Origin of the sequence: Kitasatospora sp. NPDC101183, assembly GCF_044767945.1 — a bacterium.
Classification (GTDB): domain Bacteria; phylum Actinomycetota; class Actinomycetes; order Streptomycetales; family Streptomycetaceae; genus Kitasatospora.
In genome coordinates this window covers 212,181-238,225 of the sequence record NZ_JBIWOW010000012.1, presented here as the reverse complement: position 1 = coordinate 238,225, position 26,045 = coordinate 212,181, and the positions used below count along the sequence as shown (strand labels likewise).

Below are 26,045 nucleotides of genomic sequence, written 5' to 3'. Positions count from 1 at the left end.
TCGTGCGCACTCACATCGTTTGGGACTGGAACGGCACCCTCTTCCACGACATGGACGCCGTCCTCGGCGCCAGCAACGCCGCCTTCGCGACCATCGGTGTCGGCCCGATGACGCTGCAGGAGTACCGCGAGCAGTACGAGGTCCCGATCCCCCGCTTCTACGAGCGGCTGCTCGGCCGGCTGCCCTCGCGGGAGGAGTGGTCGCGGCTGGACGACGCCTTCCACGACCGCTACGTCCAGCTCAGCCCCGCCTGCGGCCTGACCGACGGCGTGCGGGAGCTGCTGGCGCTCTGGCGGGAGGCGGGCAACAGCCAGTCGCTGCTGTCGATGTACGAGCACGAGAAGCTGGTGCCGCTGGTCGACGGCTTCGGGCTGACCGGCAGCTTCCTGCGGGTGGACGGCCGCAGCGGCCCGTCCGGCGGGAAGAAGGCGGAGCACCTGACCCGGCACCTGGCCGAGCTGGCGGGCCGGGTGGACCCGGCCCGGACCGTGCTGATCGGCGACGCGGCGGACGACGCCCTGGCCGCGCTGGAGGCGGGCGCCCACGCGGTGCTGTACACGGGCGGCTCGCACACCAGGGAGAAGCTGGAGCCGGTCGGCGTCCCGGTGGTGGACAGCCTGGCCGAGGCCGTCGAGCTGGCCGGACGGCTGGCGGGTTAGGGCCCGTCTTGCCGGTCTTCCCGGGCGTGCGACGCCGGGGCACGCACCTCGCCGCGTTGTCGTCGGTCGCCAATGTCCCCCAGCCTGGCGGCTGGGAGGTGCCCCCACCGCAGTGGCTCCCTCCTCCGCCTTGCGATGCACGCACCCCAACGCCGCACGCTGATCCGGGCTGACCGACAAGACGGGCCCGCCCGCGAGTGGCGGGCGCCACGTCCGCCGTCCGCGTGTCTGAACGGGCGGATCGCGCCCCGCCTGGTCAGGCTGGACGGTGACCCCCGCCACCAGCCGCCAGGACGGAGCCGTCATGCCCATCGACGCAGTCACCGAGGTGCCGACCCCGGTCAACGAGCCGGTGCTCACGTACGCGCCGAACACCCCGGAGCGGGCCCGGCTGCTGCGGCGGCTGGACGAGCTGGCGGCCGAGCAGGTGCCGCTGCCGATGACCATCGGCGGCGAGCAGCGCTTCGGCGGGGGTGAGCGGATCGACGTCGTCCAGCCGCACCACCACGCCGCCAAGCTGGGCGTGCTGGGCAACGCCACCCGGGAGGACGCCCGGGCGGCGGTGGACGCGGCGCTGGCGGCCGGGCGGCAGTGGCGCTCGCTCTCCTTCGACGACCGGGCGGCGGTCTTCCTGCGCGCGGCCGAGCTGCTGGCCGGGCCGTGGCGCGAGACGCTGAACGCCGCCACGATGCTCGGCCAGTCCAAGACGGCGCAGCAGGCCGAGATCGACTCCGCCTGCGAGCTGATCGACTTCTGGCGCTTCAACGTGCACTTCGCCCGGCAGATCCTGGCCGAGCAGCCGATCTCCTCGCCCGGCGTCTGGAACCGGGTCGACCACCGCCCGCTGGAGGGCTTCGTCTACGCGGTCACCCCGTTCAACTTCACGGCGATCGCGGGCAACCTGCCCACCGCCCCGGCGCTGATGGGCAACACCGTGGTGTGGAAGCCCGCGCCGACGCAGACCCTGGCCGCGTACCACCTGATGCGGCTGCTGGAGGCGGCCGGCCTGCCGCCCGGGGTGATCAACCTCGTCACCGGCGACGGCCTCCAGGTCTCCCCGGTGGCGCTGGCCGATCCGGCGCTGGCGGGGCTGCACTTCACCGGCTCCACCGCCACCTTCCAGTCGCTCTGGCAGACCATCGGGGCGAACATCGGCGGCTACCGCACCTACCCGAGGATCGTCGGCGAGACCGGCGGCAAGGACTTCCTGCTGGCGCACCGCTCGGCCGACCCGGACATCCTGAGGACGGCCCTGGTCCGCGGCGCCTTCGAGTACCAGGGCCAGAAGTGCTCGGCGCTCTCCCGCGCCTACCTGCCGCGCAGCCTCTGGCAGCGGATCAAGGACGACCTCCTCGCGGAGATCGACGCCCTGACGGTGGGCGACGTGACGGACCTGTCCAACTTCATGGGCGCCCTGATCGACAGGCGGGCCTTCGAGAAGGTCCGCACCGCGATCGAGCGGGCGAAGGCGGACCCGACCGTCGAGCTGGCGGCCGGGGGCCAGTACGACGACGCGATCGGCTGGTTCGTCCGCCCGACCGTCCTGGTCTCCTCGGACCACCGGGGCGAGATCTTCCGCACCGAGTACTTCGGGCCGATCCTCGCCGTCCACGTCTACGAGGACTCCCGCTGGGACGACGTGCTGGGCCGGGTCGACGCCGGAGCCCCGTACGGGCTGACCGGCTCGGTGATCGCGCAGGATCGTTACGCCATCGCCCAGGCCGTCGAGGCGCTGCGGTTCACCGCGGGCAACTTCTACATCAACGACAAGCCCACCGGGGCCGTCGTCGGCCAGCAGCCCTTCGGCGGCTCCCGCGCCTCCGGCACCAACGACAAGGCGGGCGCCGCCCAGAACCTGCTGCGCTGGACCTCGGCGCGGGCCATCAAGGAGACCTTCGTCCCTGCGACCACTTCCGGTTACCCGCATATGGGCTGAAAGCGAACATCGGGCTCCGGATTGGACATGGTGTCCAGGACGGACCGGACATCCTGCGGCTTTGCGCCTACCTGTCCCTGTCCACCTTCGATTGATCCGGTTAGGCTGGCTGGCGTCGTCGGGTGGCTTTCGCAGGACGAATCGTCCTACCCACTGTGCGGGCGTTTCATGCGTGCCATGAGCCCCTTTCAGTCGGATGGTGCGGCAGGATTGCGATAGACCCGTCGGTGTACATCCACACACCACCGAGTCACGCAACGGCGCGCGACAGGAGCCAAGAAGTCATGCAGACCAAGCTGGACGCAGCCAAGGCCGAACTGCTCAAGAAGGCAGCCGCAGCCGCTGAGAACAGCCAGGTGGGGGGAGCGGCGCCGGGGGAGGGTCTGAGCAACGGCGCTCTGACCGCGTACCTGCACCACTACTACCTGCACACCGCGCCCGAGGACCTGGTCGACCGCGACCCGGTCGACGTGTACGGCGCGGCGGCCTCCCACTACCGCCTGGGCCTCAAGCGCCCCCAGGGCACGGCCGAGGTGCGGGTGCACACCCCCTCGGTCGAGGAGAACGGCTGGTCCTGCGGCCACACCGTGGTCGAGGTCGTCACCGACGACATGCCCTTCCTGGTCGACTCCGTCACCAACGAGCTGTCCCGCCAGGACCGCGCGATCCACATCGTGATCCACCCCCAGCTGCTCGTCCGCCGTGACATCACCGGCAAGCTCCTGGAGATCCTCGACGTCGACGCCTGCTCCCGCAGCCAGGCCGTCGGCACCGAGTGGCCCGAGGACGCGACCGTCGAGTCGTGGATGCACATCGAGATCGACCGCGAGACCGACCGCGAGGACCTGCGCACCATCGAGTCCAGCCTGCGGCGCGTCCTCGGCGACGTCCGCGAGGTCGTCGAGGACTGGGGCAAGATGCGCGACAGCGCGCTGCGCCTGGCCGACGAGCTGGCCGAGGAGCCCCCGGCCGCCCTGCCCGAGCAGGAGGTCGGCGAGGCCTGGGAGCTGATGCGCTGGCTCGCCGACGACCACTTCACCTTCCTCGGCTACCGCGAGTACGACCTGGTCGAGCACGAGGGCGAAGAGGTCCTCAAGGCCGTCGCCGGGACGGGCCTGGGCATCCTGCGCGCCGATCCGCACGGCCACGACAGCGCCCACCACCCCGTCTCCGAGGCCTTCGGCCGGCTCTCCGCCCCGGTGCGCGCCAAGGCCCACGAGAAGAAGCTGCTCGTCCTCACCAAGGCCAACAGCCGCTCCACCGTCCACCGCCCGGCCTACCTCGACTACGTCGGCGTGAAGAAGTTCAACGCCGCCGGCGAGCCGATCGGCGAGCGCCGCTTCCTCGGCCTGTTCTCCTCCGCCGCGTACACCGAGTCCGTCACCCGGATCCCGGTCGTGCGCCGCAAGGTGCAGGCCGTCCTGGACGGCTCCGGCTTCTCCAGCGAGAGCCACGACGGCCGCGACCTGCTGCAGATCATGGAGACCTTCCCCCGGGACGAGATCTTCCAGACCCCGGCCTCCGAGCTGCTCTCCATCGCCACCAGCGTCCTCTACCTGCAGGAACGCCGTAAGCTGCGCCTCTTCCTGCGCCAGGACGAGTACGGGCGCTACTTCTCCGCGTTCATCTACCTGCCGCGCGACCGCTACACCACGCGCATCCGGCTGCTGATCACGGACATCCTCAAGGAGGAGCTGAACGGCGCCACCATCGACTACACGGTGTACGCCACCGAGTCGGTGCTGACCCGTCTGCACTTCGTCGTCCGCGTCGCCCCCGGCACCGCGCTGCCGCAGCTCACCGACAGCGACATCGAGCGCATCGAGAACCGCCTGGCCGAGGCCGCCCGGTTCTGGATGGACGGCTTCCACGACCAGCTGCACACCGAGCTGGGCGAGGAGAAGGCCGCCGAGCTGGGCCACAAGTACGCCAACGCCTTCCCCGACGGCTACCGCGCCGACTTCCCGCCGCGCACCGCCGTCGCCGACATCAAGCAGATCGAGTCGCTGCACGGCGAGGGCGACTTCCGCCTGAACCTGTACCAGCCGGTCGGCGCCGGCGACGACGAGCGCCGCTTCAAGATCTACCGGGTCGGCGGCCCGATCTCGCTCACCGAGGTCCTGCCCGTCCTCCAGCGCCTGGGCGTCGAGGTGCTGGACGAGCACCCGTACGCGCTGCGCCGCTCGGACGGCACCACCGCGTGGGTGTACGACTTCGGCCTCAAGCTGCGCGAGGCCACCGAGCTCACCGACGAGGCCCGCGAGCGCTTCCAGGAGACCTTCGCGGCCACCTGGACGGGCAAGGCCGAGAACGACGGCTTCAACGAGCTGGTCCTCACCGCCGGGCTCAACTGGCGCCAGGCGACGGTGCTGCGCGCCTACGCCAAGTACCTGCGCCAGGCGGGCTCCACGTTCTCCCAGGACTACATGGAGGACGCGCTCCGCAACAACACCCACACCACGCGGCTGCTGGTCAACCTGTTCGAGGCCCGGCTCAGCCCGAGCCACCGCCTGGGCGCTGACGAGCTGACCGAGGGCATCCTGGAGGAGCTGTCCGGCGCGCTCGACGAGGTCGTGTCGCTGGACGAGGACCGCATCCTGCGCTCCTTCCTGAACCTCATCAAGGCCACGCTGCGGACCAACTTCTTCCAGCACGACGGCTCCGGCGCCTGGCACTCCTACGTGTCGATGAAGTTCGACCCGCAGGCCATCCCGGACCTGCCGGCCCCGCGCCCGGCGTTCGAGATCTGGGTGTACTCGCCGCAGGTCGAGGGCGTGCACCTGCGCTTCGGCAAGGTCGCCCGCGGCGGTCTGCGCTGGTCCGACCGGCGCGAGGACTTCCGCACCGAGATCCTCGGCCTGGTCAAGGCCCAGATGGTCAAGAACACCGTCATCGTGCCGGTCGGCGCCAAGGGCGGCTTCGTCGCCAAGCAGCTGCCGGACCCGTCGGTGGACCGCGACGCCTGGCTGGCCGAGGGCGTCTCCTCGTACAAGACGTTCATCTCGGCGCTGCTGGACATCACCGACAACCTGGTGGCCGGCGAGGTCGTCCACCCGGCCGACGTGGTCCGCCACGACGAGGACGACACCTACCTGGTCGTCGCCGCCGACAAGGGCACCGCGACCTTCTCCGACATCGCCAACGGCGTCGCGGAGTCGTACGGCTTCTGGCTGGGCGACGCCTTCGCCTCCGGCGGCTCGGCCGGCTACGACCACAAGGGCATGGGCATCACCGCCCGCGGCGCCTGGGAGTCGGTCAAGCGCAACTTCCGCGAACTCGGCGTCGACACCCAGTCCGAGGACTTCACCGTCGTCGGCATCGGCGACATGTCCGGCGACGTCTTCGGCAACGGCATGCTGCTCAGCGAGCACATCCGCCTGGTCGCCGCCTTCGACCACCGCCACATCTTCCTGGACCCGAACCCGGACGCGGCCGTCTCGTACGCCGAGCGCCGCCGCCTGTTCGACCTGCCGCGCAGCTCCTGGGACGACTACGACAAGTCGCTGATCTCGGCCGGCGGCGGGGTCCACCCCCGCTCGGCGAAGTCGATCCAGCTGACCCCGCAGGTCCGCGCCGCGCTGGGCGTCGAGGCGAGCCGCCTCACCCCGGCCGAGCTGATGAAGGCGATCCTCCAGGCGCCCGTCGACCTGTTCTGGAACGGCGGCATCGGCACCTACGTCAAGGCCTCGGCCGAGACCAACGCCGAGGTCGGCGACAAGGCCAACGACGCCATCCGCGTCAACGGCGAGCAGCTCCGCGCCCGCGTCGTCGGCGAGGGCGGCAACCTCGGTTGCACCCAGCTCGGCCGCATCGAGTACGCGGCGCTCGGCGGCCCCGAGGGCAGCGGCGGCTGGATCAACACCGACGCCATCGACAACTCGGCCGGCGTGGACACCTCGGACCACGAGGTCAACATCAAGATCCTGCTCAACCAGGTCGTCGCCGACGGCGACATGACGGTCAAGCAGCGCAACGCCCTGCTCGCCGAGATGACCGACGAGGTCGGCCACCTGGTGCTGCGCAACAACTACGCGCAGAACGTCGTCCTGGCCAACGCCGTCGCCCAGGCGCACAGCATGGTCAACGTCCACTCCCGGATGATCAACCGCTTCGAGGCGGCCGGCCGCCTCGACCGGGGCCTGGAGTTCCTGCCCGCCGAGCGCCAGATCCGCGAGCGCCAGCAGAACGGCCGCGGGCTCTCCCAGCCCGAGATGTCCGTGCTCCTCGCCTACACCAAGATCATCCTGGCCGACGAGCTGCTCGCCACCGACCTGCCCGACGACCCGTACTTCCGCGCCGCGCTGCACGACTACTTCCCCAGCGCGCTGCGGGCGCGGTTCGCCGACGCGATCGACAACCACGCGCTGCGCCGCGAGATCATCACCACGCTGATCGTCAACGACACGATCAACCGCGGTGGTTGCACCTTCGCCTTCCGCCTGAAGGAGGAGACCGGCGCCACGTACGAGGAGATCGCCCGGACGCACACCGCCGCGCGGGCCGTCTTCGGCCTGGAGGAGATCTGGGCCGAGATCGAGGGCCTGGACAACAAGGTCCCCGCGCGCGTCCAGACCAAGATGCGCCTGCACTCGCGGCGCCTCGTCGAGCGCGCCACCCGGTGGATGCTCAACAACCGCCGCCAGCCGCTCGACATCGCCGCGACCATCGAGTTCTTCCACGACCGGATCGCCCAGGTCTGGGGCTCGCTGCCCAAGCCGCTGCGCGGCGAGGACCTGGCCTGGTACGAGAAGATCTACGGCGAACTCGCCGGCGCCGGGGTGCCGGAGGAGCTGGCCACCCGCATCGCGGGCCTGTCCTCGGTCTTCCCGATCCTGGACATCACCGAGGTCGCGGACCGCTCCGGCAAGGACGTCGCCGACGTCGCCGAGCTGTACTACGACCTGGGCGACCGCCTGCAGATCTCGCACCTGCTCGACCGCATCATCGACCTGCCCCGCACCGACCGCTGGTCGTCGATGGCCCGGGCCGCGATCCGCGAGGACCTCTTCGCGGCGCACGCGGCGCTGACCGCCGACATCCTCGCCTGCGGCCCCGAGGGTGCCACCCCGGAGGAGCGCTACACCGCCTGGGCGGACCTCAACTCCACCCTGCTGAACCGGGCGAAGAGCACCCTCGACGACATAAGGGGTTCGGACAACTACGAGCTGTCCAGCCTGTCGGTGGCCATGCGGGTCATCCGCACGCTGCTGCGCACGGGTTCGATGCGCTGACGTCGTACGGCGAGTGAAGTGGGGCCCGCGTCTTCGGACGCGGGCCCCATCGCTATAGGGTTCCGGCCCGGGAGAGATGGGGGCGGTGGGATGGGAGCGGCCCGGGAGACGGTGCGGCGGGGCGGGGAACTGCTGGAGGCGGCGCGGTCGCTGCTCGCCGTCCGGGCGGAGGCCGAGCAGGCCGTCCGCGCCGCGCTGGAGCCGCTGACGGCCGCGCTCGCCGCCGAACGGCTGGCGGCCATGCCGCTCTCCCGGCTGCGGGAGGTCGCCGGCGGGGGCCTGCGGACCGTCCTGCTGGAGCGGGCCGGCTACACCGACGTGCGGCAGGTGCACGAGGCCACCGCCTACGAACTGCGCGGCGTCAACGGCATCGGGGACACCACCGTCGCCCAACTCAAGGCCGCCGCGCGGCGGTTGGCCGAGGCGGCGGCGCAGGGCCTCGCCGTCCGGCTGGACGTCGAGCGGCAGGACGCCGACTCCACCGCGCTCGTCCGGGCCCTCGGCCCGCTCGTCGCCGCCGGACCCGAACTCGCCCGGGCCCTGCGCGACGCCGAGGCCCTCGACGCGGAACTGCCCGGCCTCCTCGTGGTGGCCGGGCCCGCCACCAGCCGGCTGCGCGGCCTGTTCGCCGGGCGCCGCCGACGGGAGGAGGCCGCCGGGGCCGTCCGGCGCACGGGCGAACTGCTGGAGACGGCCGAGGCGGACGGCACGGCGCTGCTGCTCACCCAGGCCGCCACCGACCTGCTGCGGGTCCACCCCTCGGACGCCGAGGCGTGGATCGACTTCGAGATCCGCGCCTCCGAGTACTACGGCGTGCTCGCCGAGGTGGCCGGCCGCCGCGCCGCGGGAGCCGCGGCGCACGGGAACCTGCCGGCCGCGGTGGCGGAGCGCGTACGGGAGCAGCCCCTGGACGACCGGCACCGGCGGGTCTCGCTGCGCGGGTACCAGGAGTTCGGCGCCCGGTTCGCGCTCGCCCAGCGCCGGGTGATCATCGGCGACGAGATGGGCCTCGGCAAGACCATCCAGGCCATCGCCGCCCTCGCCCACCTGAGATCCGGCGGCGGGACGCACTTCATGGTGGTCTGCCCGGCGAGCGTGATGATCAACTGGGCGCGGGAGGTCGAACGCCGCAGCACCCTCGGGGCGTACCTGCTCCACGGCCCGGACCGCGCCCTCCACCTCGACGAGTGGCGGCTGCGCGGCGGCGTCGCCGTGGTCAGCATCGCCGGGCTGCACAGCCTGGAGGCCGACTCCGTCGCCCCCGCGATGCTCGTCGTCGACGAGGCCCACTACGTCAAGAACCCGGCCACCCGGCGCTCCCGGGCCGTCGCCGAGTGGATCGGGCGCTCCGGGCACGTCCTCTTCCTCACCGGCACGCCGATGGAGAACCGCGTCGAGGAGTTCCGCAACCTGGTCGAGCACCTCCAGCCCGAGCTGACCGAGCCGCTGCGCGGGCGCGACAACGTCGGCGCCGAGGAGTTCCGGGGGCTCGTCGCCCCCGCGTACCTGCGCCGCAACCAGGAGGACGTGCTCGCCGAACTGCCCGACCTGATCGAGACGGACGAGTGGGAGGAGTTCAGCCCCACCGACCGGGACGCCTACCGCGAGGCCGTCGCCACCGGACACCTGATGCCGATGCGCCGCGCGGCGTACGCCGACCCCGAGGGGTCGGCGAAGCTGCGGCGGCTGGAGGAGATCGTCGCCGAGGCGGGGGAGAACGGCCGCAAGGTGGTCGTCTTCTCCTGCTTCCGGGCGGTGCTCGCCGCCGTCGCCGCGCGGCTGGACGGGCGCGGCGCCGTGCTCGGCCCGATCGACGGCGGGGTCGGCGCGGCCCGGCGGCAGGAGCTGGTGGACGAGTTCACGGCCGTCGAAGGACCGGCGGTGCTGCTCAGCCAGATCGAGGCGGGCGGGGTCGGGCTCAACATCCAGGCCGCGTCCGTGGTGATCCTCTGCGAGCCGCAGATCAAGCCCTCCCTGGAGCGCCAGGCGGTGGCCCGCTCGCACCGCATGGGCCAGACCAGGACGGTCCGGGTGCACCGGCTGCTCAGCGTGGAGGGCGTGGACGCGGCGATGGTGCGGGCGCTCACCCGCAAGGACCGGCTCTTCGCCGCCTACGCCCGGCGCAGCGATCTCGCCGACTCCGCCCCCGAGGCCGTGGACGTGTCGGAGGCGGAGCTGGCGCGGCGGATCGTCGAGGAGGAGCGGGAGCGGCTGGGGCTGGCCGCACCCTGACCCGTAATCGAGTACGGATCGTGCCCGGACCTTCGCTAGGGTGATCATGCTCGACAAGGGGGGCAACGACATGGGGAAGTACCGCGGAACGATCCGCGTGGTCGGCACGGGCCTGATGGTGGCGCTGGTCGCCGCCGGGGCGGGGGCCTGCTCGTCCGACAAGAAGGACGACAAGAAGAGCGACGCGGCACCGGCCACGGCCGCCGCGAGCAAGGGCCCGGAGGCGTTCGCCGCCACGGGCTACCGGGGGCTGAAGCCGGGCGTCACCAAGGACGCGGCCATGGCCGGGGGCGCGCTGGAGGCGGCGCCGGTCTCGCTGCTCGACGGCTGCACCGACTTCGCCTACAAGGGCGGCCCCGCGCCGGACAAGGTCCGGATGGACGCGGAGGCGGCCACCGAGGCCAAGTTCAAGGACCTCAACGGGAAGGCGGACGCGGCGGCGGCCAAGACGCCCGCCCCGGTGCCCACCGTGCCGCCGAACGCCTCCGCGGCGGACTCCGCGGCCATCGCCGCCCAGGCCGCCGGCTCGGCCGGGCAGTCCGCCGCCGACGCCAAGCTCATGGCCGACGCGGCCCAGTCCAGCGTCGACCTGCTGCTCGCCCGCGAGGCCAGGAACAAGGCCTTCCAGACCACGGGCCGCGTCTCCTTCGCCGCCTCAGGCCTGCGCGAACTCGTCGCCCCGGCCGACGCGAAGACCGCCGAGGGCATCGGCGTCGGCTCCACCGCGGACGCCGTCCAGGCGGCCTACGGCTCCAAGGGCCTGGTGAAGGACAAGCTCGGCAACTTCACCCTCCCCGTCGAGGGCCAGCAGGGCTGGAACTACGAGTTCACCGTGACCGACGCCAAGGTCACCGGCCTCTCCCTCGCCAACCGCACCATCAAGTGCACCGCCTGACCCGCACCCGCACCTGACAAGGGCCCGCGTCCACCGGACGCGGGCCCTTCGGTGTTCGTGGGGTCAGCGGGAGGCGGCGCGTTGGAGGGCGCTGGCGAGGAGGGCGAGGTCGGTGGGGCCGTTGCCGAGTTCGCGGACGGGGCGGCGGGCGGGCGGGGCGCCGAGTTGGAGGGGGTCTATGGCGACGACGGTGGGGCGCAGGGTGGCGGTGCGGGGGATGCGGCCGCTGATGCGGGCGGTCTGGAAGGCGGTGACGCCGCCGTCAGGCAGCCGCAGGTAGCCGCGGCCGGGGGTGTCCTCGGGGAGGGCGGCCGCGTCGCCGAGGTGGATGAGGAGGTCGGAGTCGGCCGGGTCCTCGGTGCGCAGGGCGATCCGCAGCAGGGCGGCCTCGTCGACCTCGGTGCCGGCGCTGTCCTCGGGCCGGCCGGTGGTGACGGCGAGGTGGACGCCGAGCGGGCCGCCGCGGCGGGCGACGGCGGCGAGCGCGCGGGCCAGGGGGCGGCCGGCGGGGGAGGTGGGGGAGAGCAGGGCGTCGTAGTCGTCGACGACGACGACCAGGCGCGCGGGGGAGGGGCCGGAGGGCGCGGCGGCCGGGACGGGGGAGTCGGGGGAGCGCGGCGGGATGATCCGGGGGGCCGCGCCGGAGGCGCCCCCGACCACCGCCGGCACGGGGACCTGGGCGCGGTCGGAGGCCACGCCCTGCTCGTCGAGACCCTGCCTGTCCAAGATCTGCGCCGCGTGCCAGGAGGCGAAGTCCAGCCCGTCGAACAGCCGCTCCCTCAGGGCGAGTTCGTCCTCCAGGGCCTCTGCCGCGAGCAGCGCGGCGCGCGGGTCGGCGGCGGCGTTGACCAGCCCGGTGACGTGCGGCAGCTCGGTGCAGCCGTCGAGGCCGTCCTGGCCGTCCGTACCCGGCGCCCGGCCCTCGATGATGCTGACGGCGAGCCGCTCGGGCCGCTCGGAGACGGCGAGCGAGGCGATCAGGGTGCGCAGCAGCTCCGTCTTGCCGGAGCCCCGGGCGCCGCCGACGATCAGGTGCGGACCACCGGGGTCGGGGGAGGGGAGGGCGAGTTCGGGGTCGGCGAGGTCGAGGGTGCACAGCTCGTCCCGGGTGGTGCCGAGCAGCGCGGTGGCCGCGCCGATGCCGCCGGTGTGGGCGGCCCAGCGGGCGGAGAGCTTGGCCGGGGTGACGGTGTCGAGCTGGAGCAGGTCGAGCAGGCGCAGTGCGTCGGGCAGCGGGCCCCGGGAGGCGGGGGCGGCTTCGCGCAGCGGGGCGAGGACGCGGGCGAGGCGCTCGGCCCAGGCGTCGGAGACGGCGTCGATCGAGATCTCGTGGAGGGTCTCGCGGCCGCGCGCGACCGGCCGGTCGAGGGAGAGGTGGGTGCCGACCTCGCCGGTGATCAGGGCGGTGGCGCCGAGGCCGCGGGGGAGCAGTTCGGGCTGCTCGGCGAGGCAGATCGGGAAGATGCCGACGGCCGGGCCCTGGCGCAGCAGCAGGTCGAGGGCCTGCCGGGCGGCCTCGGTGGCGGGGCGGCCCTCGACGAGGACGACGGTGGCGGGGTGGCCGCCGAGGCCGACGGGGCCGCTGAGCCGGGCCGTGAGCTCGGTGAGCCGGGCGGTGGCCTGTTCGTCGTCGAGGCCGATGAGCAGCCGGCAGTCCTGGCCGTCGGCCGGGCGCAGGTGCGGCAGCCACAGGGACCAGGCCCAGGTGTCGGCGCGGTCCTCGGGGGTGCGGGAGCGATCGGCGTCGACGACGACGAGGCTGAGCGAGGTGGGCGGGTGCAGGGCGGCGAGCTGGGCGACGACGGCGCGGGTGAGCGCGTCGAGGCGCTCGCGCGGGCCGCTGAGACCGAGGCTGCCGGCGGTCTGCAGGTCGAGGGTGACGGGCACGGAGGGCAGCAGGGTGCCCGGGGTGGTGCCGGGGCCGCCGGGGCGGTCGGCGGTGCCCAGGCGCAGGGTGAGGGCGTCGGGGTGGCCGGGGCCGCGCTCCCAGAGCCGGGGGCCGGGGCCGAGGGCGTTGAGCAGCAGGGTGGCGAGGTCGGGGAAGCGCTCGCGCTGGGTGGCGGTCTGGCGCAGCCGTACGGCGGCGTGGTGGCGCTCGGCGCTCTCCTGGCCGGGCGGTTCGGCGGCCCGGCCGGGCAGCAGCGAGAACAGCCCTCGGCTGCGGCCGGGGGCGGGTTCGGGCGCGGCGGGCGGCTCGACGACGGCGGGCGCGGGCCGGGCGGGCCCGGGGGCGGCGAGCTGGAGGTGGCCGTGGCCGTCGGGCAGGGCGGTGCGGGCGGGCGCGGGCTCGGCCGGGTCGGGGGCGGCGAGCTGGAGGGTGGACTCGCCGATCCTCAGCAGGCCGCCGGGTTCCAGGGCGACGGCCTCCTCGGGCGGCCCGGGCGGGACGATCCGGCCGTCGAGGGTGGTGCCGTTGGTGGAGCCGAGGTCGCGGACGGTGACCCGGCCGCCGTCGGAGAGGTGGAGGGCGAGGTGCAGCCGGGAGACGTCCGGGTCGTCGAGCGGGACGTCGGCCTCGCCGGAGCGGCCGATGCGGATCTCCCGGCCGTGCAGGCGGTGGACGCCGCCGGCGTCGGGGCCGCCGACCACGCGCAGTTCGGCGGCGGCGGGGGTGTCGTCGGGGTCGTCGGCCGTCGGGTCGGGCTCGTTGAGGCTGAGGACGGCGCCGTCGAGCAGCGGGGGGTGGCCGAGGAGGGTGTGCTCGTCCACGCGGTGCGCCCCGGCGTACAGGTGCACGTGGGTGGCGGCCCGGGGCCCGCGCACGCCCACCGCGCCGGCGAGCGCCCCCGCGAGGGCGCCGAGCGCGGTGCCGACGGGGGCGGTCACCAGCACGTCCACGTAGGGGATGGCGGAGCCGGCGGCGGCCGGGCCGCTGCGCGGTCGGAGGACGGTCAGCCGGATCTGCATCTCGCCCGCGGGTCCCTTCTGCTGGTGTGAAGCCTGGTACCGCTGCCGGGTGTCGTCGCGGCCGCGCCGGGCGGTTGCGGGGACCCGTTGGGCCACACGAGTGGCGAGTGTCCATCCTGCCATCCGTCACGGACGGTCCGCGCACGGTACCGGATTTGACGATCTTGCGATCATCGCCATGTTGGAGGCGACGGTGGGTCAGGTCAACCGTCTCCCCGAGGGCCCCGCCGACCGGCCTCGGGGACTCCCCTAGGGGTTCTCCCCCAACCCTGCTCCCAAGCTCTGCCGGGCGCCTCAAAAACCAGTACGGGCACCGTTAGAGTGGCCGCAGACACGGGCCCGGCAGGCTCACCGCACCGGCGGAGGAGCGCCCCGCGCGGGCGGCACGGCGAGGAGTACGACAAGGTGCGGCCAGTCGGCAGCAAGTATCTGCTCGATGAGACCCTCGGGCGGGGTGCCACGGGCACCGTCTGGCGCGGCGTGGTGCGCGCCGACGTCCAGGTGCCGGGCAGCGAGCCCGGGCAGCGGGTGGCGATCAAGGTGCTGCGCGAGGAGCTGGCGGCCGACCCGGACGTGGTGATGCGCTTCCTGCAGGAGCGCTCGCTGCTGCTGCGCCTGACCCACCCCAACATCGTCCGGGTCCGCGACCTGGTGGTCGAGGGCGAGCTGCTGGCCCTGGTGATGGACCTCGTCGAGGGCCCCGACCTGTCCCGCTACCTGCGCGCCAACGGCCCGTTCAGCCCGATCGCCGGCTCCCTGCTGATGGCCCAGGTCGCGGACGCGCTGGCGGCCAGCCACGCGGACGGGATCGTCCACCGCGACCTCAAGCCGGCCAACGTGCTGCTCGCCTCCGCCGTGGTGGACGGCGTCGAGCAGATGCACCCGCTGCTGACGGACTTCGGCATCGCCCGCCTCGCCGACTCCCCGGGCATCACCCGCACCCACGAGTTCGTCGGCACCCCCGCCTACGTCGCCCCGGAGGGCGCCGAGGGTCGCCCGCAGACCTCCGCGGTGGACGTCTACGGCGCCGGGATCATGCTGTACGAGCTGGTCACCGGCCGCCAGCCGTTCCAGGGCGACAGCGCCCTCGCCGTCCTCCAGGCGCACCTCGCGCAGGAGCCGGTGCGGCCCAGCACCATGCCGGAGCCGCTGTGGACGGTGATCGAGCGCTGCCTGCGCAAGGACCCGGCACAGCGGCCGAGCGCCACCTCGCTGGCCCGCGCCCTGCGGGTGGTCGCGGCCGGGGTCGGTGTGCACGCCTCCCCGGCGGCGGTGGACGAGGCGCTCGCGGTGGGCGCCCTGCTGCTGCCCGACCCGCAGCCGACGGCCGTCCCCGGCACCCTGCCCGCCGTCGCCCCGACGGGGGAGGACCGCACCCAGGTGCTGCCCGGCGGCTCCGCCCCGCAGTACGACCCGGCCGCGGCGACCCGGGTGATGGGCACCCAGCCGCCGCCCGCGCCCCCGTACGGCGCCCAGGACAGCACCCGGGTGATGCCGGCCGGCGCCGTGCCGCCCCCGCCGCCGGGGATGCCGGGCGCGCCCGCCGCGCCGCAGGAGGAGACCCCGCACCCCTGGCAGACGCAGCTGCGCGCGGCCCGCGACCGCAACCAGCAGACCCAGGTCGGCTACTTCGGCCCGGAGGACTTCGAGGACCCGCAGGTCGCCCCGCCGCCCTACCAGGCGCAGCAGGGCCACCCCGGGCACTCCGGCCAGCCCGGTCACCCCGGCCAGCAGGGCCACCCCGCCCAGCCCGGCTACCCGGGCCAGCAGCCCCCGCCCCCGGCCGGCTACCGCCCCGACCAGCGCCGCCAGGGACCGCCGCCGCCCCCCGGCTACTCCCAGCGCCCGCCCGTCGCCCCGCCGCCCTACCAGGCCAATCAGAGGGGCCAGGCCCGCCAGGCGGCCCAGCAGGGCGGCCAGAACGCCCCCGGTGCCCGCCCTCAGCCGCCCGGCGGCTACCGGCAGGCCCCCTCGGGCTACGGCCAGCCCCAGGGCGGCTACCCGCCGCCGCCCGCCCCCGCCCCGGCGCCCCGCCGCAGCGAGCCGCCGGCCCCGCAGCACCGCGAGCCCCCGCAGCGCCGCGAGGAGCCGTACGAGCCCCCGCGCCGCGAGAGCGCCCCGCCGCGCGAGCGCCGTCCGCGCAGCCGCAACCGGATGTACATCCCGGGCCTCGGCTGCCTCAAGGGCTGCCTGCTGGTCCTGGTCGTGCTGACGGTGGCCGGGTTCGCGCTGTGGCACTTCACGCCGCTGCCGCACTACTGGGACAACGTGGTGGGCTGGTTCGACACCGTCAAGGGCTGGGTGAACGACCTCGGCGGTTCGAGCGGCTGACCCCGCGACGGCCTGACGCGGCCTCGGATGCCCGCCCGGACGGCAGGATTGACGCTTTGTCGACAATTCACGAGATTTCCCGCCCGAGAGTGCCGTCCGGGCCCCCTCAGGCGGCCCGCAGGGGCCCTCGGGACGCGTAGGTTGGTCGCTGTTGTCCCGCCCCACCGAGCGCGCCGGCCCGCCGGAGCGCTCCCGCGCCGTCCACGGAGCAGCACATTGGCACGCAAGATCGGCAGCCGGTACACCGTCCACCAGGTGATCGGCCGGGGTTCGGCCGGGACGGTCTGGCTCGGTGAGGGGCCGGACGGCCCGGTCGCGGTCAAGCTGCTGCGCGAGGACCTCGCCGCCGACCAGGTGCTGGTCGGCCGCTTCGTCCAGGAGCGCGCCGCGCTGACCAGCCTCGACCACCCCCGGGTGGTCGGCGTGCGCGACATGGTCGTGGACGGCGACGACCTCGCCCTGGTCATGGAGCTCGTCCAGGGCCAGGACCTGCGCTCCCGCCTGGAGCGCGACGGAGCCCTGCCCCCGCAGGTCGCCGCCTCGGTGATCGCCGACGTCGCGGACGGCCTCGCGGCCGCGCACGCCGCCGGGATCGTCCACCGCGACGTCAAGCCGGAGAACGTCCTGCTCGACCTCGCCGCCGCCCCCGGCCCGGGCGGCGCCCCGCGTGCCAAGCTCACCGACTTCGGCGTGGCCCGCCTGGTCGACGCCCCCCGCCGCACCCGCGCCACCCGCATCATCGGCACCCCCGACTACCTCGCCCCCGAGATCATCGAGGGCCTGGAGCCCCGCGCCGCCGTCGACATCTACGCCCTCGCCACCGTGCTGTACGAGCTGCTGGCCGGCTCCACCCCCTTCGGCGGCGGCCACACCGGCGCGGTGCTGCGCCGCCACGTCACCGAGCAGGTGCCGCCGATCCCCGGCCTGCCGGACGGCCTCTGGCGCATCATCTCCGAGTGCCTGGCCAAGGCCCCCGCCTCCCGGCTGCGCGCCGCCGAGCTGGCCTCCCGGCTGCGTGAGCAACTGCCCTCGCTGGCCGGGCTGCCCGTCCTCGCGGTGCCCGCCCAGGGCCGCCCGCCGGTGGAGGAGCAACTGACCCCCGGCGAGGCGGTCTACGCCGAGGTGGACGCCGCCCCCGGCGCCCACAAGCGCCGCCGCGGCCCCGCCGTCCCGCTGGTCCCGGGCGTCGCCCCGGACTCCACCCGGGACACCCACACCAGCCTGCGCCGCCCCTCCGCCGACGAGCTGGCCGCGTACGCCGCCGAGTCCCGCGCCCAGCGCACGGCCCCCGGCCACCGCCGGGACCGCCAGGCCCTGCTGCGCCGCCGCCGGATGCTGGCCGTCCTGCTGGCGACCGTCCTGCTGCTGGCCGGCGCCGCCGCGGCCTGGACGGCCTTCGCCGCCACCGCCGCCCCGACCTCCCCGACCTCCCCGAACCACGGCCGCCCGGGCGTGCACGGGACCGCTTCGCCCCATCCGTAACGGGGGTGTCGTCATGCCCACCCCCGGAACCATTACCCTGGGGGGCGTGGCAGCCGTCGATCCTTCCGAAGAGCTCAAGAACCTCGATACGACCATGGGGTCGATCGAGGCCGTCCTCGACCTGGACAAGATCCGGGCCGACATCGCGGTCCTGGAGGAGGAGGCAGCCGCCCCCACCCTGTGGGACGACGTCGCGAACGCGCAGAAGGTGACCAGCCGGCTCTCCTTCCTCCAGGGCGAACTGCGCCGCGTCGAGGGCCTGCGCGGCCGCATCGACGACCTGGGCGTGCTGTTCGAGCTCGCCGAGGCCGAGGACGACGCGGACACCCGCGCCGAGGCCGAGACCGAGCTGGTCTCCGTCCGGAAGGCCGTGGAGGAGCTGGAGGTCCGCACCCTCCTGTCGGGCGAGTACGACGCCCGCGAGGCGCTGATCAACATCCGCGCCGAGGCCGGTGGCGTGGACGCCGCCGACTTCGCCGAGCAGCTGATGCGCATGTACCTGCGCTGGGCCGAGCGGCACGGGTACCCCACCGAGGTGTACGACACCTCGTACGCCGAAGAGGCCGGCATCAAGTCCGCGACCTTCACCGTCAAGGCGCCCTACGCCTACGGCACCCTCTCCGTCGAGCAGGGCACCCACCGCCTGGTGCGCATCTCGCCCTTCGACAACCAGGGCCGCCGGCAGACCTCCTTCGCCGGCGTCGAGGTCCTCCCCGTCGTCGAGCAGTCCGACCACGTCGACATCGACGAGGGCGAGCTGCGCGTGGACGTCTACCGCGCCTCCGGCCCCGGCGGCCAGGGCGTCAACACCACCGACTCGGCGGTGCGCATCACGCACCTCCCGACCGGCATCGTGGTCTCCTGCCAGAACGAGCGCTCGCAGATCCAGAACAAGGCGTCCGCGATGAACGTCCTCCAGGCCAAGCTGCTCGAGCGGCGCCGCCAGGAGGAGAAGGCGATGATGGACGCGCTCAAGGACAGCGGCAGCTCCTGGGGCAACCAGATGCGCTCGTACGTCCTGCACCCGTACCAGATGGTGAAGGACGTCCGCACCGCGTACGAGGCCGGCAACCCGCAGGCCGTCCTGGACGGCGACATCGACGGCTTCATCGAGGCCGGCATCCGCTGGCGCAAGCAGCGCGAGACCGCCGCGCAGGCGTGAGGATCCCGGCCTCGATGAAAATGGAGCACAGCATCGAGGCCGGCATCCGCCGGCGCAAGCAGCGCGAGACCGCCGCGCAGTGAGGCGCCCTCCCCGACCAGTACGCGAAAGGGGCCCCGACCGGTTCAACCGGTCGGGGCCCCTTCGTCGTCCAGGTCTCTCAGGCCAGTGCCTGCCGCGCGATCAGCACCACCGCGAACAGGGCGGCCAGCAGCGCCAGCAGCATCGCGGGGGAGAGCGCGGCGAGCGGCCCCTGCTGCTCCTGCAGCCGGGCCCGGTTGGCGCGGCACACGGGGCAACGGCCTTCGCTCACGCGGCCGTTGCAGTTGGCGCACACCAGATGGTCGCAGGTCATGCGATCTCCTCCTCGCTGCTACAGCCAACGCACCGGACGGGGCTTTCGTTCCTCGGATTGCCCTGTGCGGGGGAGCGGCCGGAGCACGGCCGCCACCTCCACTCTGCCAGGTTCTGACCGTTCCGGCGCCCGGGCTGTGAGATGCCTCGCAATTTTCGGGGCATAACCAGGCATTCTCCCCCAGGATTCGAGCGTTGTCCTCCACCACCCCTGCGGGCGGGTCTCCGGTTCGCGTATGGTCCCAAGCCGGGAGCGGCCCCCTGCGCTCCCTTCGCCCGCCCCCGGCCCGGGCCACCGGGGTGGACCGACCGAGGACTGGCGCCGCCTAGGATGGCCTCCGTGATGCAGCCGTGATCAGATTCGACAACGTCTCCAAGACCTATCCCAAGCAGAACCGTCCCGCCCTGGACAACGTCTCGCTGGAGATCGAGAAGGGCGAGTTCGTCTTCCTGGTCGGCTCGTCCGGCTCCGGCAAGTCCACCTTCCTGCGCCTGTGCCTGCGCGAGGAGCGCCCGTCCACGGGCGCGGTGCACGTGCTGGGCAAGGACCTCGGCAAGCTGTCCAACTGGAAGGTGCCGCACATGCGCCGCCAGCTGGGCACCGTCTTCCAGGACTTCCGCCTGCTGCCGAACAAGACGGTCGCGCAGAACGTCGCCTTCGCGCTGGAGGTGATCGGCAAGCCCAAGAGCGCCATCAACAAGGTGGTGCCCGAGGTGCTGGAGCTGGTCGGCCTCGGCGGCAAGGAGGACCGCATGCCCGGCGAGCTCTCCGGCGGTGAGCAGCAGCGCGTGGCCATCGCCCGCGCCTTCGTGAACCGCCCGATGCTGCTGATCGCGGACGAGCCCACCGGAAACCTCGACCCGCAGAACTCGGTCGGCATCATGAAGCTGCTCGACCGCATCAACCGCACCGGGACCACGGTCCTGATGGCCACCCACGACCAGGCGATCGTCGACCAGATGCGCAAGCGCGTCATCGAGCTCGACAAGGGGCTGCTCGTCCGCGACCAGGCTCGCGGCGTCTACGGGTACCAGCACTGACCCACCAGCGCTGACCCGTAGGGCCGTCGGCCCGATCCGCCCGACCGAGCACCACCGACCCTGGAGTTGTTTCCCGCATGCGTGCCCAGTTCGTCCTGTCGGAGATCGGTGTGGGTCTCCGACGCAACCTGACCATGACCATCGCGGTCGTGGTCAGCGTCGCGCTCTCCCTCGCCCTCGCCGGCTCGTCCCTCCTGGTCCGCGACCAGGTGAACTCCATGAAGGGGTACTGGTACGACAAGGTCGAGGTGAGCATCTACTTCTGCACGAAGGCGGATGCCCGCAACTCGCCGCAGTGCGACAAGGGCGCGGCCACCGACCAGCAGGTCCAGGACATCAAGGGCCAGCTGGACAAGATGGATTCGGTGGTCCAGTCCTCCACGTACGAGAGCTCCGCCGAGGCGTACAAGCACTGGAAGGAGATGAACCCGGACAACCCGCTCATCTCCGTCCTGGGCCCGGACGCGATGCCGCAGTCCTGGCGGGTCAAGCTCAACGACCCGACCAAGTACGACGTCATCCAGAGCGCCTTCGCGGGGAAGCCCGGCGTGAAGTCGGTCGAGGACCAGCGCAAGATCCTGGAGAACCTCTTCGGCCTGCTCAACGGCCTCCAGACGGCGGCCTTCGTGATCATGGTGCTGATGCTCTTCGTCGCGCTGTTGCTGATCGTCAACACCGTCCGGGTGTCGGCGTACAGCAGGCGGCGTGAAACCGGCATCATGCGCCTGGTCGGCGCCTCGAACTTCTACGTGCAGATGCCGTTCATCGCGGAGGCCGCGTTCGCCGCGCTGCTCGGTGCGGCGATGGCCTCCGGCCTCCTGGTCGGCGGGCACTTCTTCGTCCAGAACTGGCTGGCCGACCGCGTCCAGTTCATCCACTTCATCGGCCTCGGCTCGGTGCTGGCGGTGATTCCGCTGCTGGTCGTGGTGGGTATGGGCATGGCCGGCATCGCGGCGTTCTTCACGCTGCGCAAGTACCTCAAGGTCTGACGGGCCACGGCCCCCGCGGCCCCGGACGGCACTGCGCCGTCCGGGGCCGCCGCCGTTCCCCGGCCCCCGTTCCGGCCCGGCGCGCGCGGTGCGGTGTCTACACTCCGGTTCCATGCTGCAAACTCCGCGCAGGGCACGGCAGGTGGCCACCCTCAGCCTGGTGTTCGGCGCCGTGCTGCTGGCCGGGGCCGCCACCGGTGCCTGGGGCGACGCCGACCGGCCGTCGCCCCGCCCGTCCGCCGACACGGCCCCGGCCCTCGCGGGGCCCGGCGCCGACCCGGCCGGCCGGGCGCTGTCCGAGCAGCAGGCCGAGCACCTGCTCGCGGCGGGCGGGGACCGCTGGGGGGCGTACTACAGCGCCCAGGAGTACGCCGAGTTCAGCCAGGGCCTCGACGGCCGGTACCTGGGCGTGGGCCTGTCGGTCGGCCGCGGCGAGGACGGCGTGACCGCCGTCTCCCAGGTCGCCCCCGCCGGGCCCGCGGCGCAGTCCGGGATCGCCCCCGGCGACCGGCTGCTGAGGATCGACCAGGACCAGGCCGACCACCTGCCCGTCACCGAGGTGGTGGCCCGGCTGCGCGGCCAGGGCGCCGAGCACCGGGCGGGCTCCGAAGTGACCCTCGCCGTCCAGCGCGGCGGCGGCGAGGTGCGCGAACTGCGGCTGCGGCGCGCGCTGCTGGACAGCCAGCAGGTCGCCGTCGAGCGCCTGGACAAGGGCGGGCTGCGGATCACCGTCCGCGCCTTCACCACCGGCGTGGCCGACCAGGTGCGCGCCGCCCTGCGTGCCCCGCACGCCGGGGTGGTGCTCGACCTGCGCGGCAACTCCGGCGGCCTGCTGGACGAGGCGGCCGGCACCGCCGGGATCTTCCTGGACGGCGGCTCCGTCGGCTCGTACCAGGAGCGCGGCGAGACCAGGGAGCTGACCGTCCCGGCCGGCGGCGACGTGCGCACCCCGCTGGTGGTGCTGGTGGACGGCGGCACGATGAGCGCCGCCGAACTGCTCGCCGGAGCCCTCCAGGACCGCAGCCGCGCCGTGGTCGTGGGCGCGCGCACCTTCGGCAAGGGCACCGTCCAGCAGCCCAGCAGGCTCGCGGACGGCGCCGTGCTGGAGATGACCGTCGGCCGCTACCACACCCCCGGCGGCCGCTCGCCGGACGGCACCGGGCTCACCCCGGACGTCCCCGCCACCGGCGGCGAGGACGCCGGCGCCCTCGCCCTGCGCGTGCTGGCCGGCCTCGGCACCCCCGCGTAAAGCGGCTGCCCGTTCCGCCCCCGAAGTGCGAGAATGACCGCGCTATGGCAAAGGAAACCGGACACAAGCTGATCGCGCAGAACAAGAAGGCGCGGCACGAGTACACGATCCTCGACACCTACGAGTGCGGCCTCGTACTCACCGGCACCGAGGTGAAGTCGCTGCGCGAGGGGCGGGCCAACCTGGTCGACGGCTACGCGTACATCCAGAACCACGAGGCGTGGATCGACAACGTCTTCATCCCCGAGTACACCCAGGGGACGTGGACCAACCACGCGGCCCGCCGCAAGCGCAAGCTGCTGCTGCACAGGATGGAGATCCACAAGATCGAGTCCAAGGTCCGCGACGCGGGCCACACCCTGATCCCGCTGTCGCTCTACTTCAAGGACGGCCGCGTCAAGCTCGAACTGGCGCTCGCGGTCGGCAAGAAGCTGTACGACAAGCGCCAGACGCTCCGCGAGAAGCAGGACACCCGCGAGACCGCCCGCGCCGTCGCGGCGGCCCGTCGGCGTCAGGGTTAATCCGCTGGACCCTCGCCCGTCGCCTGCCGTACTATGGCGCAAGCAACACGGACGGTCACAGTCCGAGCTGTTTCTCAAAAAAACATGGGGATGATCGGTTTCGACAGGGGATGTTGAAACAGGGGAAGCGAGCCGAGGAACGCGGCAATGATCTCGTTAACCACGTGTCGCAAAAAAATAATCGCCAACTCTAAGCGCGATTCCCAGCAGTTCGCTCTCGCTGCCTAATTAAGCAACGATAGCGCTTGGGTGTCAGCCCGGGGAGTTCCCGACCCGGATCCTGGCATAATCTAGGGAACTCAACCGTCCACCCGGGCTGCGAGGGTGGAGGGGAAATCAAACAGCAGCTGGGCCTGTTGGCGGCTTGTCCGTGTGACCGCCAGGGCCGAGAAAAGCACAGCGGACTGCGCTCGGAGAAGCCCTGAATTAACTCCACTGGACCCGGGTTCGATTCCCGGCATCTCCACCACCCCATGTTCACACCGAAGGCCGTCCACCGCTTCACGCGGAGGGCGGCCTTCGGATTTTGTACGGTCCGGAGCAGCGCGCCCCCCGGGTTGCGGCGTAGGATCATCCGTCCGCTCGTTTTCCGGAGCCGGATTCCGTCGCTACCACCGAGGGCCATGCAGAGCAACACGGGCGCCACCCACGCCGCCGACCACGAGACCATCAGAGAGCGCGAGATCGCCGGCGAGCAGCGGCACCTCGACACCGTCTACCACCGGCTGGAGGAGAAGCTCGCCGAAGCCGAGTACATCCTCGAGGACGCCGCCAAGCGGGTCCACGTCGGCACCCCCGGCGCCCTCGCCGAGCGCGACGCCCAGGTCTACCGGGCCGGTGCCCACCTCCAGCGCCTCAACAACGAGTTCGAGGACTTCCTCTTCGGCCGGATCGACCTCCAGCGGGCGGACGCCCCGGAGGAGCACGGCATCCCGTCGAACACCCCGCTCGACCCGGCCGACCCGGCCGTCGCCGAGACCCTCCACATCGGCCGCCTCGGCGTGCTCGACGCCGAGTACGGCCCGCTGGTGATCGACTGGCGCGCCCCCGCCGCCGCCCCGTTCTACCGCGCCACCCCGGTCGAGCCCGGCCGGGTGATCCGCCGCCGGGTGATCCGCTCCAAGGGCCGCAAGGTGGTCGGCGTCGAGGACGACCTGCTGCGCCCCGACCTCACCCCCACCCTGGGCGGCGAGGAACTGGCCGTGGTCGGCGACGGCGCGCTGATGGCCTCGCTCGGCCGCGCCCGCAGCCACTCGATGCGCGACATCGTCTCCTCCATCCAGAAGGAGCAGGACGAGGTGATCCGCGCGGCCGCGGCCGGCGCCACCCTCGTCACCGGCGGCCCCGGCACCGGCAAGACCGCCGTGGCCCTGCACCGCGCCGCCTACCTCCTCTACCAGGACCGCCGCCGCTACGCCGGGGGCATCCTGGTCGTCTCGCCCACCGCGCTGCTCGTCTCCTACACCGAGGGCGTGCTCCCCTCGCTGGGCGAGGAGGGCCAGGTCGCCGTCCGCGCGGTCGGCTCCCTGGTGGACGGCATCGAGGCCGGCACCTACGACACCCCGGAGACCGCCCGGGTCAAGGGGTCCTCCCGGATGACGCAGCTGACGCGCCGCGCCGCCCGCGCCGCGCTGGAGCTCGGTGCCCCGCAGGAGCTCAAGGTGGTGGCCCGCGGCGAGGTGCTGAAGCTCGACGCGGGCCGCCTCAAGGCCGTCCGCGGCAACGTGATCGGCGCCGGCGGCACCCCGCTCAACCTGCTGCGCCCCCGCGCCCGCCGGCTGCTGCTGGACGCGCTCTGGCACGAGGCGGTCAAGGACCTGCCCCGCCCCACCGACCACTACGCCCGCGAGCAGCGCCAGGAGGAGAAGGAGTCCTTCGACGACTACGTCTCGGACGAGGCGCCCTTCCTGGACTTCCTGGACGCCTGGTGGCCGGCCGTGACCCCGCGCCGGGTGCTCGGCACGCTCAAGCACCACCGCCACATCAACCGGATCGCCCGCCGCGCCGTCACCCCGGACGAGGCTCGGCTGCTGGCAGCCTCCTGGCGGCACCTGACCCCGGCGGGCGAGGGCGCGCTGTCCGCGCACGACGTGGCCCTGGTGGACGAGCTCCAGGTGCTGCTCGGCGAGCCGCACCGCCCGAAGGTCCGCGAGGTGGACGCGGTGGACCTGCTGTCCGGCCTGGAGGAGGTCACCACCTTCGCCGACCGCAGCTCCCGCCGGCGCGAGCGCCAGCCCGTCGAGCGCACCGAGTACGCGCACGTCATCGTGGACGAGGCCCAGGACCTCACCCCGATGCAGTGGCGGATGATCGGCCGCCGGGCCCGGATGGCGACCTGGACGATCGTGGGGGACCCTGCGCAGTCCTCCTGGCCGTTCCCGCAGGAGGCCCAGGCGGCGCTGGACGAGGTGCTCTCGGGCAAGCCGCGTCGCCGGTTCACCCTGACCGTCAACTACCGCAACCCGGCCGAGATCGCCGAGGTCGCCGCCAAGGTGCTGGCCCTGGCCGCGCCCGGCACGCCGTCCCCCAGCGCGGTGCGCCACGTCGGCGTCCACCCGCGCTTCGCGGCCGTCGCCGACCCGTCGCCGGAGGCCTTCGGCCGGGCGGCCCGGGCCGAGCTGGAGCGGCTGCTGTCCGAGGTGGACGGCACCGTGGCGATCGTGGTGCCGATGGACCGCCGCGCCGAGGCGGCGGGCTGGGCCGAGGGCCTGGGCGAGCGCGTGGTGGCCCTGGGCAGCCTGGAGGCCAAGGGCCTGGAGTACGACGCGACGGTGGTCGCGGACCCGACCGGCATCGCCGGCGAGTCCGAGGCGGGCCTGCGGGTGCTCTACGTGGCGCTGACCCGCGCGACCCAGCGGCTGACGGTGCTCTCCGGCCCGGACGACCTGCCGGACGCGGAGGGCGTGCCCGCCCTGCTGCACGGCTGACGGGCCCTACGGCCGACGGAAGAAGGCCCCTCACCCGATGGGTGAGGGGCCTTCAGACGTTTGAACACCGACCCGCCATGCTCGCCTCGCGGCAAGTGGTCCCTCGAAGGGACGAAGGTTGGGCCCGGG

Annotated in this window: 15 protein-coding genes and 1 other RNA gene; 14 read left to right on the top strand and 2 right to left on the bottom strand. The window is 73.2% G+C overall.

Annotated elements, in window-relative coordinates; genetic code table 11:
- Positions 1–2 precede the first annotated feature (2 nt).
- The 5 genes from ACIRRS_RS19135 (at position 3) to ACIRRS_RS19115 (ending at position 10,953) form a co-directional block, all read left to right on the top strand.
- Entirely contained in the window at positions 3–659 is a 657-nt protein-coding gene (locus tag ACIRRS_RS19135; protein ID WP_402972037.1) for an HAD family hydrolase, read from the top strand.
- 310 nt (positions 660–969) lie between these two features.
- Positions 970–2,595 (top strand): L-glutamate gamma-semialdehyde dehydrogenase, encoded by a 1,626-nt coding sequence (gene pruA / locus ACIRRS_RS19130; protein WP_402972086.1) that lies wholly within the window; start codon positions 970–972, stop codon positions 2,593–2,595.
- 284 nt (positions 2,596–2,879) lie between these two features.
- Positions 2,880–7,826 (top strand): NAD-glutamate dehydrogenase, encoded by a 4,947-nt coding sequence (locus tag ACIRRS_RS19125; protein WP_402972035.1) that lies wholly within the window; start codon positions 2,880–2,882, stop codon positions 7,824–7,826.
- Positions 7,827–7,916: 90 nt separating this feature from the next.
- Positions 7,917–10,058, top strand: coding sequence for a DEAD/DEAH box helicase (locus ACIRRS_RS19120; protein ID WP_402972033.1), 2,142 nt, complete (start codon positions 7,917–7,919; stop codon positions 10,056–10,058).
- Between the two features lie 46 nt (positions 10,059–10,104).
- On the top strand, positions 10,105–10,953 hold the full coding sequence (locus ACIRRS_RS19115) for a hypothetical protein (RefSeq protein ID WP_402972031.1): 849 nt from the start codon (positions 10,105–10,107) through the stop codon (positions 10,951–10,953).
- Positions 10,954–11,016: 63 nt separating this feature from the next.
- On the opposite strand, the gene ACIRRS_RS19110 is transcribed toward ACIRRS_RS19115, so the two are convergent.
- Positions 11,017–13,860 carry an FHA domain-containing protein gene (locus ACIRRS_RS19110; RefSeq protein WP_402972029.1) on the bottom strand — a complete coding sequence of 948 codons (2,844 nt, stop codon included), beginning with the start codon at positions 13,858–13,860 and terminating at the stop codon, positions 11,017–11,019.
- A 405-nt stretch (positions 13,861–14,265) separates the two neighbouring features.
- Here ACIRRS_RS19110 and ACIRRS_RS19105 point away from each other — a divergent pair, with 405 nt between their 5' ends.
- From ACIRRS_RS19105 to prfB, 3 genes are all read left to right on the top strand, one after another.
- Positions 14,266–16,191, top strand: coding sequence for a protein kinase (locus ACIRRS_RS19105; protein ID WP_402972027.1), 1,926 nt, complete (start codon positions 14,266–14,268; stop codon positions 16,189–16,191).
- Between the two features lie 216 nt (positions 16,192–16,407).
- A complete protein-coding gene (locus ACIRRS_RS19100) occupies positions 16,408–17,673 on the top strand; it encodes a serine/threonine-protein kinase (protein WP_402972025.1) in 1,266 nt (421 codons plus the stop codon).
- Between the two features lie 46 nt (positions 17,674–17,719).
- Complete coding sequence (prfB, locus tag ACIRRS_RS19095) at positions 17,720–18,835, top strand: peptide chain release factor 2 (RefSeq protein ID WP_402972023.1); 1,116 nt, start codon at positions 17,720–17,722, stop codon at positions 18,833–18,835.
- Positions 18,836–18,995: 160 nt separating this feature from the next.
- On the opposite strand, the gene ACIRRS_RS19090 is transcribed toward prfB, so the two are convergent.
- On the bottom strand, positions 18,996–19,190 hold the full coding sequence (locus tag ACIRRS_RS19090; protein ID WP_402972021.1) for a hypothetical protein: 195 nt from the start codon (positions 19,188–19,190) through the stop codon (positions 18,996–18,998).
- Positions 19,191–19,540: 350 nt separating this feature from the next.
- Between ACIRRS_RS19090 and ftsE the strand changes: the two genes are divergently transcribed.
- The 6 genes from ftsE (at position 19,541) to ACIRRS_RS19060 (ending at position 25,916) form a co-directional block, all read left to right on the top strand.
- On the top strand, positions 19,541–20,230 hold the full coding sequence (ftsE, locus tag ACIRRS_RS19085; protein WP_030059730.1) for a cell division ATP-binding protein FtsE: 690 nt from the start codon (positions 19,541–19,543) through the stop codon (positions 20,228–20,230).
- Positions 20,231–20,307: 77 nt separating this feature from the next.
- A complete protein-coding gene (gene ftsX, locus ACIRRS_RS19080; protein WP_402972019.1) occupies positions 20,308–21,219 on the top strand; it encodes a permease-like cell division protein FtsX in 912 nt (303 codons plus the stop codon).
- 112 nt (positions 21,220–21,331) lie between these two features.
- Positions 21,332–22,468, top strand: a complete 1,137-nt coding sequence (locus ACIRRS_RS19075) for a S41 family peptidase (protein ID WP_402972018.1) — start codon at positions 21,332–21,334, stop codon at positions 22,466–22,468.
- A 44-nt stretch (positions 22,469–22,512) separates the two neighbouring features.
- Positions 22,513–22,989: an SsrA-binding protein SmpB gene (gene smpB, locus ACIRRS_RS19070; protein ID WP_402972016.1), complete on the top strand. Its 477-nt coding sequence runs from the start codon at positions 22,513–22,515 to the stop codon at positions 22,987–22,989.
- Positions 22,990–23,075: 86 nt separating this feature from the next.
- Positions 23,076–23,458, top strand: a transfer-messenger RNA (tmRNA) gene (ssrA, locus tag ACIRRS_RS19065).
- 154 nt (positions 23,459–23,612) lie between these two features.
- Entirely contained in the window at positions 23,613–25,916 is a 2,304-nt protein-coding gene (locus ACIRRS_RS19060; protein WP_402972014.1) for a HelD family protein, read from the top strand.
- Positions 25,917–26,045 lie beyond the last annotated feature (129 nt).

Coding starts and splice junctions, on each gene's coding strand:
- ACIRRS_RS19125 (WP_402972035.1), top strand. CDS start 2,880: ATGCAGACCAAGCTGGACGCAGCCAAGGCCGAACTGCTCAAGAAGGCA.
- ACIRRS_RS19120 (WP_402972033.1), top strand. CDS start 7,917: ATGGGAGCGGCCCGGGAGACGGTGCGGCGGGGCGGGGAACTGCTGGAG.
- ACIRRS_RS19115 (WP_402972031.1), top strand. CDS start 10,105: ATGCTCGACAAGGGGGGCAACGACATGGGGAAGTACCGCGGAACGATC.
- ACIRRS_RS19110 (WP_402972029.1), bottom strand. CDS start 13,860: ATGCAGATCCGGCTGACCGTCCTCCGACCGCGCAGCGGCCCGGCCGCC.
- ACIRRS_RS19090 (WP_402972021.1), bottom strand. CDS start 19,190: ATGACCTGCGACCATCTGGTGTGCGCCAACTGCAACGGCCGCGTGAGC.
- ftsX (WP_402972019.1), top strand. CDS start 20,308: ATGCGTGCCCAGTTCGTCCTGTCGGAGATCGGTGTGGGTCTCCGACGC.
- ACIRRS_RS19075 (WP_402972018.1), top strand. CDS start 21,332: ATGCTGCAAACTCCGCGCAGGGCACGGCAGGTGGCCACCCTCAGCCTG.
- smpB (WP_402972016.1), top strand. CDS start 22,513: ATGGCAAAGGAAACCGGACACAAGCTGATCGCGCAGAACAAGAAGGCG.
- ACIRRS_RS19060 (WP_402972014.1), top strand. CDS start 23,613: ATGCAGAGCAACACGGGCGCCACCCACGCCGCCGACCACGAGACCATC.